Below are 12,088 nucleotides of genomic sequence, written 5' to 3'. Positions count from 1 at the left end.
TCGACGGCCGGCGGATCAGCCGGCGCTGCCCTCCACGGGCGCCGGAACGCCGGAGGCCGGAACGCGGGGGGCCGCAGCGGCCTGCGTCTCGAACGGGTGGCGCAGGCGCGCCATGTTCTCGTCGCTGTGGTCGGCCGGAGCGTTGTCCGGGGCCGCCTCGTCGCGACTGGTGTCGGCGACGAACTGCGGGTTGGAGAGGTTCTCGGGAACCATGTCTTGCGGCTCCAGCTTGGGATCGGGGGCAGGGACGGATCGGGATCTACCCAGACACCGCTGAACTATGCCGCACATCAGGCCGCACATCGGCAAGCCGGTATGTGGCAGGCCGCAAACCGGCTACTTCACTCAGCGGCGGAGAGGTAGGACACGATCATATCGGCCAGCATCGTGCGGTAGTGCAACCGGCGGTCAGGATCGACGAGATCCCGGCCGAAAATCGCCCCGAACGTGTGCCGGTTAGCGACCCGGAAGACACAAAAAGCACTGATGGCCATGTGTACGTCGAGCGCGTCGACGCCCGTCCGGAACAGCCCCTGCCCGCGGCCGCGCTCGAGGATCTCCCCGAGCAGATCCACCGCCGGGGTATTGAGGCTGACCAGGTCGGCCTCGGGCATGCGAGCGATGTGCTCACCCCGGTGGATATTCTCGATGCTGACGAGCCGGATGAAGTCAGGGTTCGCCTCATGGTGGTCGAACGTCACCTCGGCGATGCGCCTGATCGCCGCGACCGGGCCGAGATGGGCGACGTCGACCTCCTGCTCAGCCGCACGGATCCGGCCATACGCGGCCTGCAACGCCGCGACGTACAACTGCTCCTTGCCACCGAAGTAGTAGTAGATCATCCGTTTCGTCGTACGGGTGCGGGCCGCGATCTCGTCCACGCGCGCCCCGGCATACCCCTGATCGGCGAACTCGGCCGACGCGACCTCGAGAATCTCAGCCCGCGTACGAGCGGCGTCCCGGCGGCGCCCGGTGTCCATGCCTCCTCCTTGCTGGCGCGACTGGGTCGCGCCCTTACCGGCGCGATTTAGGTTGCGTGCAATTAAGTTGTGGGCAATTTAGTTGTGCACAACTAAATTGCACACAACTTAGTTGTGCGCGGCTGGAAGTGTCCCACGCAACGTCTCGTTGACCGCGCACCCCCGCGCTGGCTAACGTACGTGCTAACTAACGTACTGGTTCGTACATTAGTGGGAGGTGCCGATGTCCGAGCGCTACCTCGTGGGTCTCATCGGCGCCGGTATCGGCGCGTCGCTGAGCCCGGCCCTGCACGAGCGCGAGGCCGACCGCCTCGGGCTGCGCCTGCTCTACCAGCTGATCGACCTGACGCCGCTCGGTGCGGCCCCGGACGACATCGGCGACCTGGTCCGCGACGCGCGGCGGCTCGGCTTCCGCGGGCTGAACATCACCCACCCGTGCAAGCAGGAGGTCGTCAAGCACCTGGACGCCCTCTCCCCCGGCGCCGCCGAGTTGCAGGCCGTCAACACGGTGGTCTTCCACGACGGGCGCGCCACCGGGCACAACACCGACCGGGACGGGTTCGCGGAGGGGTTCCGGCGGGGGCTGCCCGGGGCACGGCTCGGCGAGGTGGTCCAGCTGGGTGCGGGCGGCGCCGGTCACGCAGTCGCGTACGCGATAAGCCGTCTAGGAGTCGGACGGCTCACCCTGATCGACCCGGACGAGGGCCGCGCCGAGGGTCTCGCCCAGGCGCTGCGAGAACGCGGGCTGCCGGCCCGCAGCGCCACCCCCGATCGGCTCGGCACCCTGCTCGCCGACGCGGACGGGCTGATCAACGCCTCCCCGGTCGGGATGGCCGCGCACCCCGGCCTGCCGGTCCCCGAGGAGCTGCTGCATCCCGGCCTGTGGGTCACCGACATCATCTACAGCCCGCTGCGCACCGAGCTGTTGCGTGCCGCGGCGGCGCTGGGCTGCCGCACCCTGAACGGCGGCGGGATGGTCGTGCACCAGGCCGCCGCCGCCTTCGAACTGTTCACCGGTCACCGGCCCGACGTGGCCGCGATGACCGCCGACTTCACCACCCTGGCGGCAGAAGAACTGGCAGCAGAAGAACTGGCAGCAGAAGAGCCGGCACGACAGGAGCCGTACCGTGCGTAAGTCGATCGCCACGGTGTCGCTCAGCGGCACCCTCGAGGAGAAGCTCGCGGCCGCCGCGCGGGCCGGTTTCGACGCCGTCGAGATCTTCGAGGCCGACCTGATCAGCGCCGCGAGCCCGGCGCGCGACATCCGGGCGATGTGTGCCGACCTGGGTCTCGGCATCGAGATCTACCAGCCGCTGCGGGACTTCGAGGGCGCCGGCCCGGAGACGTTGCGGGCCAACCTCCGCAGGGCCGCGGGCAAGTTCGAGCTCATGGGCGAGCTCGGCACCGACCTGTTGCTCGTCTGTTCCAGCGTCGCGCCGCGGACCATCGGCGACGACGGGCTCATCGCCGAGCAGTTGCACACGCTCGCGGAGCTCGCCGCCGGGCACGGGTGCCGGGTGGCCTACGAGGCGCTCGCCTGGGGACGGCACGTCAACGACTACCACCATGCCTGGAAACTGGTCGCCGCCGCCGGGCACCCGAGCCTCGGTGTGTGCCTGGACAGCTTCCACATCCTGTCGCGCGGGCACGACCCCGCCGGCATCCGCGAGATCCCCGGCGACAAGATCTTCTTCCTGCAGCTGGCGGACGCGCCGCAGATGCTGATGGACGTGCTGCAGTGGAGCCGGCACCATCGCTGCTTCCCCGGTCAGGGCTCGTTCGACCTGGCCGGGTTCCTGCGCCACACCCTCGATGCCGGATACGAGGGCCCGCTGTCGCTGGAGGTGTTCAACGACGTCTTCCGGCAGGCCGACGCCGAGCGGACCGCCACCGACGCCCTGCGCTCGCTGATCGCGCTCGAGGAGGCGGTCCTGCCGGAGTCGCCGGTGGCCCCGCCCGCGCCGCTGCGGGGCTTCTCGTTCGCGGAGATCGCCGTCGACCCGCTCGGCGGGGTCGCCGCCGAGCGGTTGCTGCGCGCCCTGGGGTTCGCCCGCGCCGCCCGGCACCGCACCAAGCCCGTCCACCTCTGGCAGCAGGGCGACGCCCGGATCCTGGTCAACGCCGCCCGCCCGGCCCCGGCCGACCGCCGCCGTGGTGACGCCGCCGTGTCCGCGGTGGCCGTGGACAGCGCCGATCCCGCGCAGTCCGCCGCGCGTGCCGAGGCGTTGCTCGCTCCCGGCGTACCGCGTAATTTCGGGCCCGGCGAGGCCGAGCTGACCGCGATCACCGCCCCCGACGGCACCCTGGTCTTCTTCTGCGGCACGGAATGGCTCGGCGACTTCAGCGAGCTCGAAACACCCCTGCCGGGCGCGGCCGGGATCACGGCCATCGACCACATCGCGCTCTCCCAGCCCGCCCACCACGCCCAGGAGGCGGCGCTGTTCTACCAGTCGGTGCTGGGCATGCGCCGGCACGACCCGGTGGAGATCGCCGACCCGTACGGCCTGGTCCGCAGCTTCGCCATGACGAGCCCCGGCGGCGCCGTCCGGCTCGCGCTGAGCGTCCCCGCCCTCGCCGGTGACCCGTTGCCGCAGTCGGCCGGGCACCAGCACGTCGCGTTCGCGTGCACCGACATCTTCGCCACCGCCCGCGCCGTCCACGACTCCGGCGCGAGCATCCTGCCGATCCCGGACAACTACTACGCCGACCTGGCCACCCGCACCGGCCTCAGCACCGATTTCCTCGCCGGCCTGCGAGGAGCGAACATCCTGTACGACCGCACCGACGACGGCGAGTTCCTGCATTTCTTCACCACGATGCTCGGCCGCCGCCTGTTCTTCGAGGTGGTCCAGCGCATCGACGGCTACGACGGGTACGGCGCCGCGAACACTCCCGTACGCATGGCCGCGCAGTATCGCCTCGCATAAAAGCGCAAAGAAGGACCGCCGCGCACTATAGAAGTACGGTTTCCGGGCCTACTGCTACAAAAGGTGCCATGCGGCACTATGGCATCACCCGGATCATGGTTGACGGCGGCCGCGAGGTCTGCGTCCGGCTCTTCGGCGACGTCGACGGCGACGCCCGGGACGAGCTGCGTCGTGAGCTGCACGACGCGGTCGTCGACAACACCGCCCCGCTGTTCGTGGTGGACCTGGACGAGACCCGGTTCCTGGATTCGGAGGCGGTCGGGGCGCTGCTCGAAGGGTGCCTGCACGCCCGGGAGAGCGGCAAACAGGCGGAGATCATCAATGCGCGCGGTGTCGTGCGTACGGTGCTGACCGTCACCGGTGTGCTCGACCTGTTCGGAGCGGCCCCGTCCGGCCCGAACGTCGTACCGTTGCCCGCCGAGCGTGGTAGGCCCGATTGGCCGCATCGTCGCGCCACGTGATCAGTTCTCCGGCCCCGGTGCCGATGGGCAGTGTGTGAGGTGGAGCCGACGCGGGACGGCGGTGCTGCTGGTCGGCGTCGTGCTGCTGGCCGGCGGCGTGGTGTCGGCGGTCGTCGGGTACGCCCTGACCCGCAGCGAGCAGCGCTACGCCTCGCAGTCGATGGACCGCTACACCAGCGACGTCTCGGCGGCCGTGACCGCCGAGGTCAACCGGTACGGCGCGACCCTCGCGGACATGTCCCGGGCGGTCGCCGCCCAGAGCGACCTGAGCCGCGACGACTTCCGCGACATCACCGACGGCCTCGACGCCGACCGCCTGCCCGGCGCCAGTGGCCTGTCGTTCGTCGTCGAGGTCGCCCGCAAGGACCTCACCACCGTCCAGAACTACTGGCGGGTCCGCGGTGCCATCGGCCTCACCCTCAGGGCCGCCGGCCCCGGCACCTCGCATGAGTTCGTCATCTACTCCCGCTCCGCCGACGGCGTGCCGGTCAACCCCGGGCAGGACGTGGACACCGTCCCCGTGCTCGCCGAAGCCCTGGCCACCGCGCGCTACGGCGGCGCGCTCGCCGCCACGAGCACGTACGTCCTGCTCAAGGATCGCGCGCAGGCCGCCACCCGGCACGAGGCGTCGTTCAGCCTGGTCTCCCGCGTGCAGACCCGCACCGGGAAGTTCCGGGGCTGGCTCGTGATGGGCGTGCACGGCGCGGACTTCCTCGACCGCACGATCAGCGACCACTCCCAGGGCGTCGTCCGGGTCGCCGTCAACGACCCGTCCGGCACCGACACCATGGTGATCGCCAGCACCGGCGCGGGCGCCGAGAACCCCGACCCGGCCCTGGTCCGCGAACGGGCGATCAGCGTGGGCCAGCGGGTCTGGCGGCTCACCCTCTACCCCACCGAGCATCTGCTGAGCGGGACCGACCACACCCTGCGTACGGTGGCGATCGGCTCCTGTCTCGGCATCTCGCTCGTCCTGGCGGTGCTGGTCGGTGTCCTCGCCGGCGCCCGCAACCGCGCGATCACCCAGGTCGAGCACGCCACCGCCGAGCTTCGCCGCGACATCGCCCACCGCGAGGAGGTCGAGCAGCGCCTGCGCGAACGCGAGAGCCAGCTCGAGCATCTCGCCTTCCATGACCACCTGACCGGCCTGGTCAACCGCAGCTTCTTCCACGAACGCGTCACCCAGGCCCTGATCACCCATGCCGAGCTCGGCGAGTCCTTCGCCGTCATCTTCATCGACCTCGACGGCTTCAAACAGGTCAACGACCGCCTGGGCCACGCCGGCGGCGACGACCTCCTGCGCCAGGTCGGCGGCCGCCTCAGCGCCTGCCTGCGCGCCGGCGACACCATCGCCCGTTTCGGCGGCGACGAGTTCGCCGTCCTCACCGAACACCTCGCCGACCCCGCCGACGTCCGCGTCGCCGCCGCCCGCATCGTCGAAACGGTCGGCCGCCCCTACCTCCTCGATGCCGGCCCGGCCAGCGTCACCGCCAGCGTCGGCATCGCCCTCAACCACCCCGGCAACGACGCCGACGACGTCCTGCGCGAAGCCGACCTGGCCATGTACACCGCCAAGAAGGCCGGCAAGGCGCGCTTCGTCGTAGCCGGCTGAGCCTTACCCTGGGTCATGACCGCCAACCACCAGTCGATAGCCCTGCTGTCGGCCCCGTACGACTCGGGACACCACGGGAAGCGCATGGGCGCGGGCCCCCTGGCCCTCTCCGGCGCAGCGGATCGCTTACGCGGGCGCGGGCATCCCGTGCGGGAACAGAGCCTGTCCGTACGACCGGAGTGGCAGGCCGAGCTGGAAACATCCTTCGAACTGCACCGCCTGATCGCTGACGCCACGACCGGCGCACGGGCCGCGGGTGAGGTGCCCGTGCTGCTATCAGGCAACTGCAACGCCACGCTGGGCGTACTGGCGGGCCTGTCAGCGTCGGCGCCCCGCCTCGGGCTGGTCTGGTTCGACGCGCACGGCGACTTCAACACCCCGGACACCGACGCGAACGCCTACCTCGACGGCCAGGCCCTCGCGATGATCACCGGCCGCTGCTGGCCGGCCATGACGGCGTCCGTCCCCGGCTTCCACGCCATCCCCGACGACCGGGTCCTGATGATCGGCACCCGCGCCCTCGACGACCTCGAGGCCGGGCCACTGAAAGACAGCCGCATCACCACGCTCAACGCCGCCCAGGCCCGCGACAGCACCGCCGCCGTCACCGCGCTCGCCGCCCGGGTCGACGCCGTCCACATCCACCTGGACCTCGACGCGTACGACCCGTCCATCGCCCCGGCCAACAGCTACGCCGCACCGGACGGCCTCTTCCCCGCCGACGTCGGCGCCATCCTGCACGAGCTCAGCGGCCAGACCCGGATCAGCTCCGCAACCCTCGCCTCCTGGGACCCCGCCCACGACATCAACCACCGCCTGCGCGACGTAGCCCTCGACGTGGTGGACCTGCTGGCCACCCTGGCCCGCTCCGACCGGTAGCACCCCGGCCTGAGACGGAGTCAGGCCGAGCCACGAACGAGGAGCCGGGTCTCCAGGAAGACCGGGTCGGGCCGGGTGCCGTCGAGCAGGTGCTGGGCCTGGGCGACGGCGAGCTCGCCCATCCTGCGTTTGTCGATGTGGACCGTGGTGAGGGGCGGGTCGAGGATCTCGCCGACGGTGAGGCCGTCAAACCCGACCAGGGCCAGGTCGGCGGGGATGTTCAGGTCAAGGCGACGGATCGCACGGTACGCACCCAGCGCGATCAGATCGTTGAAAGCGAACACCGCGGTCAGCCCGGGATGGGCAGCGCGCAACTTCTCCAACCCGGTCTCGCCGCCGGCCATGGACTGCTCGACGTCCACGATCGCGTCCGCCGGAAGGTCGTGGGCGGCCATCGCGGCCAGGAACCCGCTGCGGCGGGCGGGGTCGCAGGCCGGCGGGCAGTCGAGCATCCCGATGCGCCGGTGTCCCCGCGCGACCAGGTGGTCCACGGCGGCGTGCACGCCGGGGGCCACGTCGAGGTCGACGGCGGCGAAGATCGTCTCGGCCGGGCGCCGGTTCATGACGACCAGCGGGACGCCCTCGATCGCGGCGGTGATGACGTCGTCGGTCTGGAACAGGTAGCCGATCATGGCGTCGACCTGGCCGGCGAGCCCGCGGAGCAGGCCGGGCTCGCGGGAGGTGTCGTCCTGGGAGCTGGCGACGACGATCTGCCAGCCACGGGCCTGGGCGGCGTCGATCACCCCGGCGATCAGCTCGGGGAAGAACGGGTTCACCACGTCCGGGACGATCAGGCCGACCGTGACGGCCCCGGGGCGGACCAGGCCGCGGGCGAAGCGGGACGGGCGGTAGCGCAGCTCCTTGGCCGCCTCGAGGACCCGGCGGCGGGTCTCCGGGTCGATCTCGCCCTTGTCGTTGATGGCCCGCGACACGGTCTGATGCGAGACGCCGGCCAGCTTCGCCACGTCGCGCAGCGTCACCCGCCGGGCGGCACCACCGGCCCCGGGCTCGTCCTCGGCTTTGTCTTCCACGATCCCCGCATCGTAATCCGAACCCGGTTGACGCCCGGGCAGCACCGGGTGCAGACTCCCGTTAACGGTCACGTGACCGTTAACGGAAGCCACGGAAGGGTGACTCATGGACTTGTCGGCGTTGCTGCTGAGCGTCCGGGCGGCTCAGGACGAGGCCCGGTCGGCGCTACCGGACGCGAAGGTCAGGCCGCCCCGGCGCGGGTGGTGGCGATTCGGGAGAAGGCCTGGTGGACGAGACCGCGCCCGATGAGACGGAGCTTGTCGATCCGGCGGGGCTCGTTGTAGATCAGGAAGTCGTCGAAGCGGTGCACCCCGCGCCGGCTCTGCACGGCGTGGGCGGCGTCCCGTACGGCCCGCAACTGGTCGACCGTCATCTGCGGGGCGCGCTCGTCCGGCTGGCGCGGCGCACCGATCGGGTAGTCACGCCCGGGCCGGTTGCGCATCTCGACGTGACAGCCGAGCACGTGTGTGACGCCGCGGGTCTCGGCGACCTCCACCAGGCGGTCGAGGGTGGCCATGAACGCCGGGGCGTCGGCGACGTACAGCCGGCCGGGCAGGACAGTGTCCCCGGTGAGCAGCAGGCCGGTGCGGGGATCGAAGACGCTGATCGCCGCCGCGTGGTGCCCGGGCGACCCGAAGATCTCCAGAACCCGTCCGCCGAGGTCGAGCGAAGCGGTGCCGGCAGGCCAGCCCGGGCCGAATCCGAAGTACGCCCGGACGTCGTCGACGCCGTGCCCGACGACCGTGGTGCGCGGCCGGTCGGCGAACTGCCCGTCAGCGGCGACGTGATCGCCGTGCGGGTGGGAGTGGGCGACGATCAGCTCGTACCCATCAGGAAGGAGGTTGTCGACCGTCTCCCGCAGGGGAAACAGCTGCGGGTCGGCGGTGGCGCCCGTGTCGAGCAGCAACGCCCGCTCGTCGCCGATCAGCAGGACCAGGAACGGGGCCTCGTAGTTCACCGCCCGGCTCTGCCGCAGGATGACCGTACGCTCGTCGTAGTGATGGATCTGGATCGCGGGATCATCCTGCCCGCCGTGGCCCCACGTGACGTCGAAACTCATGACCTCTCCCCCTCGGCCCCGGCCACGAACGGCGTGGCCGCCATGAAAAACCGGACGTGGCGCGCTCCCGGCCGGTCCCCGTCGGCCCGCCCGAGGTACGGCTCGAGCAGCTCCTTCCACCTGGCCCGCAGCTCGGCGGCCTCCTCCGGCGTCACCGAGGCAACCGCAGCGACCATGCCGAGGCCGTCCTCGCCGGCGGCCCGATCGGCGTACGCCCGGATCGCCGCGGTCTCGCGCTCGACGACGAGCCGTTCGAGCTCCCGCCCAGCTGCCGCACTGCCGTCGACGCGCAGATCGGGCGCGGGCGCCACCACGCGCCACTGCCGTTCCCGCCGATCGGGGCCGGGCGACGATTCCTCGACGTAGCCGTACTTGGCGAGCTGGCGCAGATGGAACGAGCAGTTCGCCTGGGGCACGCCGAGGACCCGGCCGCACTGCGCCGCGGTCGCCGGGCCGGTGGCCCCGAGCAGTTCGAGAAGGTTCAGCCGCAGCGGGTGGGTCAGGGCCCGGATCGCCTGCGGATCGGGAACGCGCATATGCCAAAGATTACTTTGACACCTGGATTTGTCAAAGCTTTCTTTGGCATATGGTCAGGCCGGGAGCCTGCGTCTTCCGGCGAAGCCGAGGTCGAGGCGGTGGTACCAGTCGAGTGAGGTGTCGCCCTCCAACCAGCAGAGCAGGACGGGTACGCCGTCGAGCTCGGCCGGGTAGTCGACGAGTAACGGTGCGATGCCCTTCAGCTCCGCGCCGGTCTGCTGAACCCGGGTCATCAGCTCGTCGAGGCGGGCCTCCGCGGCCTTACGCTCGGGCAGACCGCCCAGGTCGGTGGGGGTGCCGCCGGGATTGAGGCCGGCGGTCAGCTCGACCACATCGGCCCGGACGACCACGATCTCGTCGAGCAGCGGGAGCAGCGCGGCGAGCTCCGCGCGCGCCTCCGCGACGGTGAACAGAGCCATGCGCGCCAGTCTGTCATCCGGGCAATACATCACTGCCACAGGTGCCGTGCGGGCCCGAGCGGCTACGGTTCATCCCATGACGTCCTACTCGGGCCCCGCGACGCTGATCCTCACCGACGGCGCGCGCGTGGCAGGCATGGCAACGCTCAAGACGAACGAGCGTGGTGATCTCAAGGGCTGGACCGGCTCTTTCCGCCCCGACCAGGCGAGCACGGAGGTCCGCAACGCAAGTGACGGACTGCGCCTGGAGTTGCCTTACGAGGAGATCGGGGAGGTGGATGTCACGGGCGTCCGGCGCCTGCTGGCAACCCAGGTCCTGATGTCTCTCGTGGGCAAGGGTCCGGCACCCTTCTAATCAGACCGAGGCGAGCAGCCCCTCGGTGCGGTCCCACAGCTCACGGGCCAGGGCAGCATCGAGGGCCTGCGGATTCGGCCGCCGGGCCGGCTTGCGCCGCTCGTAGTAGGTGCCGGAGACCCAGTCGGTGCCGGGGCGGCCCTCGGCGAGCCAGACGAGCTGGTCGGCACCCTTCTCCGCGGTGATGTAGAACCTGCGGACGACCGGGTTCCCGGTCATGAACCGCATCAGCGGGCTCGTGGTCTCGGAGCCGAAGCTGCTCGCGACATTGCCCGGATGGAACGCCGCCGCGGAGAGGCCCCGGTCGTGGTAACGCCGGTGCAGCTCCTTGGTGAACAGGATATTTTCGAGCTTGGCGGTCCCGTAGGCCCGGACCGGCGTGTAGTCCCGGTCGTGATCCAGATCGTCGAGCACCACCTTGCCACCGATGCGCGCAGCGATGCTCGAGGTCTGCAGCACCGACGCCCCGCTCGCGACAAGCTTGTCCATGAGCAGCTCGGTCAGCAGGAACGGCGCCAGATGATTGATCTGGAACGTCTTCTCAAACCCGTCGACCGTCTTCACCCGGTCACCGAAGACACCGCCGGCATTGTTGGCGAGAACATCAATCCGCGGGTACGCCGCATCGAGCTCGGCCGCCAGCGTGCGCACGTCCCCGAGGCGGGTGAAATCGGCCAGGTGGTACGCCACGCCGAGCTCGCGGGCAACGGCCCGCGTCTTGTCGGGCGAGCGGCCAACCACAACGACGCGATGACCCTTGGCGTGCAACTGCCGCGCGGCCGCCGCCCCGATCCCGTCGGAGGCTCCGGTGATGACAATGGTCTTAGACATGCTGTCAGCGTACGCCGAACCTGTCAGTCACTGTCAAGCTTGTCTTTGGCTGCTATTGTTGTCACATCATGAGCGAGAATTTGCGGGAGCGCACCCGCCGCGCAGTGCAGCGCGAGATCGGCGACGCGGCCCTGACCCTGTTCGCCGAACGCGGCTACGACGCCACCACCATCGACGACATCGCGGCCGCCGTGGGCATGTCCCAGCGCAGCGTCTTCCGCTACTTCGCCACCAAGGAAGAAATCGTCGTCGGCAAACTCGAACTCGCCGTCGACGACATGCTCGACGTCCTACGCCGCCGCCCGCCGGGCGAGCCGGTCTGGACATCCCTGCGCCGAGTCTTCGACGTGGTGGACCACTACGGCGACCAGCAGGAGCTCTCCGCGCTGATCCACCGCATGGTGTTCGACACCCCAGCCCTGTCCGCCGCCTACCTGCACCGACTCCAACTGATGCAGGAAGCTGTCGTCGCCGTCCTGGTCGAGCGCGCCGCAAAGGCCGGAAACCCCTACCCCGCCGACGACCCGACGCCACGCGCGCTCACCGCGTCGGCCTTCGGCTGCCTGGTCGCCGCGCAACACTCCTGGCTCGCCTCCAGCACCCAGGGCACCTTCGCCAACGCCCTCGACCGCGCCATGGCCACCCTCATCCCCCGCGCCTGACCTCACTCCGGATCGGCTTCGTTCGCGAGATCGGGTGCCAGAGGGTTCGCGTCTTCCGGCCCCACGCGCCAACACCGCGCGAGCGCCGCGTGCCAAATGTTCGCGGAACCGGCTCCACTTATAGATCTTCTTCATCGGCGTGGCGGACAACAACCTCGGAGTCAACTCCCTCTCCGTGCAATCGACCTTGGACCGATACGAGCATGATTACTCGAATCTGCCGATGACAACAAGACGGCCACCGAACTCATGGCGCGGTAAGCACGACGATCACCTCCCAGGATCCATCCGCCACCACTTCATGGCTATCCGAATACTCGCTATCTGCTATTC

The 12,088-nt window shown here is 70.2% G+C and carries 14 protein-coding genes; 7 read left to right on the top strand and 7 right to left on the bottom strand.

From position 1 onward, the window contains the following. Positions 1-15: 15 nt before the first annotated feature. The gene (locus tag Ahu01nite_RS04770; RefSeq protein ID WP_203835153.1) at positions 16-213 is read right to left on the bottom strand and encodes a hypothetical protein; all 198 of its coding nucleotides are present in this window, start codon (positions 211-213) and stop codon (positions 16-18) included. A gap of 128 nt (positions 214-341) precedes the next feature. Beyond that, complete coding sequence (locus tag Ahu01nite_RS04765; RefSeq protein ID WP_203835152.1) at positions 342-980, bottom strand: TetR/AcrR family transcriptional regulator; 639 nt, start codon at positions 978-980, stop codon at positions 342-344. A gap of 223 nt (positions 981-1,203) precedes the next feature. Between Ahu01nite_RS04765 and Ahu01nite_RS04760 the strand changes: the two genes are divergently transcribed. The 5 genes from Ahu01nite_RS04760 (at position 1,204) to Ahu01nite_RS04740 (ending at position 6,859) form a co-directional block, all read left to right on the top strand. Continuing rightward, on the top strand, positions 1,204-2,115 hold the full coding sequence (locus Ahu01nite_RS04760) for a shikimate dehydrogenase (RefSeq protein WP_203835151.1): 912 nt from the start codon (positions 1,204-1,206) through the stop codon (positions 2,113-2,115). Beyond that, complete coding sequence (locus tag Ahu01nite_RS04755; protein ID WP_203835150.1) at positions 2,108-3,907, top strand: bifunctional sugar phosphate isomerase/epimerase/4-hydroxyphenylpyruvate dioxygenase family protein; 1,800 nt, start codon at positions 2,108-2,110, stop codon at positions 3,905-3,907. The genes Ahu01nite_RS04760 and Ahu01nite_RS04755 overlap by 8 nt, the downstream gene beginning before the upstream one ends. A gap of 68 nt (positions 3,908-3,975) precedes the next feature. Then, the gene (locus tag Ahu01nite_RS04750) at positions 3,976-4,368 is read left to right on the top strand and encodes an STAS domain-containing protein (protein WP_203835149.1); all 393 of its coding nucleotides are present in this window, start codon (positions 3,976-3,978) and stop codon (positions 4,366-4,368) included. A 34-nt stretch (positions 4,369-4,402) separates the two neighbouring features. Then, positions 4,403-5,980, top strand: coding sequence for a sensor domain-containing diguanylate cyclase (locus tag Ahu01nite_RS04745; RefSeq protein ID WP_203835148.1), 1,578 nt, complete (start codon positions 4,403-4,405; stop codon positions 5,978-5,980). A gap of 15 nt (positions 5,981-5,995) precedes the next feature. Beyond that, positions 5,996-6,859 (top strand): arginase family protein, encoded by an 864-nt coding sequence (locus Ahu01nite_RS04740; protein ID WP_203835147.1) that lies wholly within the window; start codon positions 5,996-5,998, stop codon positions 6,857-6,859. Between the two features lie 20 nt (positions 6,860-6,879). Here Ahu01nite_RS04740 and Ahu01nite_RS04735 read toward each other — a convergent pair whose 3' ends face one another. The 4 genes from Ahu01nite_RS04735 to Ahu01nite_RS04720 form a co-directional block, all read right to left on the bottom strand. After that, complete coding sequence (locus Ahu01nite_RS04735; RefSeq protein WP_239158615.1) at positions 6,880-7,890, bottom strand: LacI family DNA-binding transcriptional regulator; 1,011 nt, start codon at positions 7,888-7,890, stop codon at positions 6,880-6,882. A gap of 182 nt (positions 7,891-8,072) precedes the next feature. Continuing rightward, the gene (locus Ahu01nite_RS04730; RefSeq protein WP_203835145.1) at positions 8,073-8,951 is read right to left on the bottom strand and encodes an MBL fold metallo-hydrolase; all 879 of its coding nucleotides are present in this window, start codon (positions 8,949-8,951) and stop codon (positions 8,073-8,075) included. Further along, positions 8,948-9,487, bottom strand: coding sequence for a winged helix-turn-helix domain-containing protein (locus Ahu01nite_RS04725; RefSeq protein ID WP_203835144.1), 540 nt, complete (start codon positions 9,485-9,487; stop codon positions 8,948-8,950). The genes Ahu01nite_RS04730 and Ahu01nite_RS04725 overlap by 4 nt, the downstream gene beginning before the upstream one ends. A 54-nt stretch (positions 9,488-9,541) precedes the next feature. Then, positions 9,542-9,907 carry a DUF2203 domain-containing protein gene (locus Ahu01nite_RS04720; protein WP_203835143.1) on the bottom strand — a complete coding sequence of 122 codons (366 nt, stop codon included), beginning with the start codon at positions 9,905-9,907 and terminating at the stop codon, positions 9,542-9,544. 76 nt (positions 9,908-9,983) lie between these two features. Here Ahu01nite_RS04720 and Ahu01nite_RS04715 point away from each other — a divergent pair, with 76 nt between their 5' ends. Beyond that, complete coding sequence (locus Ahu01nite_RS04715) at positions 9,984-10,262, top strand: hypothetical protein (RefSeq protein ID WP_203835142.1); 279 nt, start codon at positions 9,984-9,986, stop codon at positions 10,260-10,262. Here the strand turns inward: Ahu01nite_RS04715 and Ahu01nite_RS04710 are convergent, their stop codons facing one another. Continuing rightward, positions 10,263-11,093: an SDR family NAD(P)-dependent oxidoreductase gene (locus tag Ahu01nite_RS04710; RefSeq protein WP_239158614.1), complete on the bottom strand. Its 831-nt coding sequence runs from the start codon at positions 11,091-11,093 to the stop codon at positions 10,263-10,265. It lies immediately after the preceding gene. Positions 11,094-11,161: 68 nt separating this feature from the next. On the opposite strand from Ahu01nite_RS04710, the gene Ahu01nite_RS04705 reads away from it, so the two are divergent. Then, complete coding sequence (locus Ahu01nite_RS04705) at positions 11,162-11,755, top strand: TetR/AcrR family transcriptional regulator (RefSeq protein ID WP_203835141.1); 594 nt, start codon at positions 11,162-11,164, stop codon at positions 11,753-11,755. Positions 11,756-12,088 lie beyond the last annotated feature (333 nt).

Source organism: Winogradskya humida, assembly GCF_016862215.1.
Taxonomy (GTDB): domain Bacteria; phylum Actinomycetota; class Actinomycetes; order Mycobacteriales; family Micromonosporaceae; genus Actinoplanes; species Actinoplanes humidus.
The sequence above is the reverse complement of the archived record's forward strand: the minus strand, read 5'-3'. Positions and strand labels throughout refer to the sequence as shown.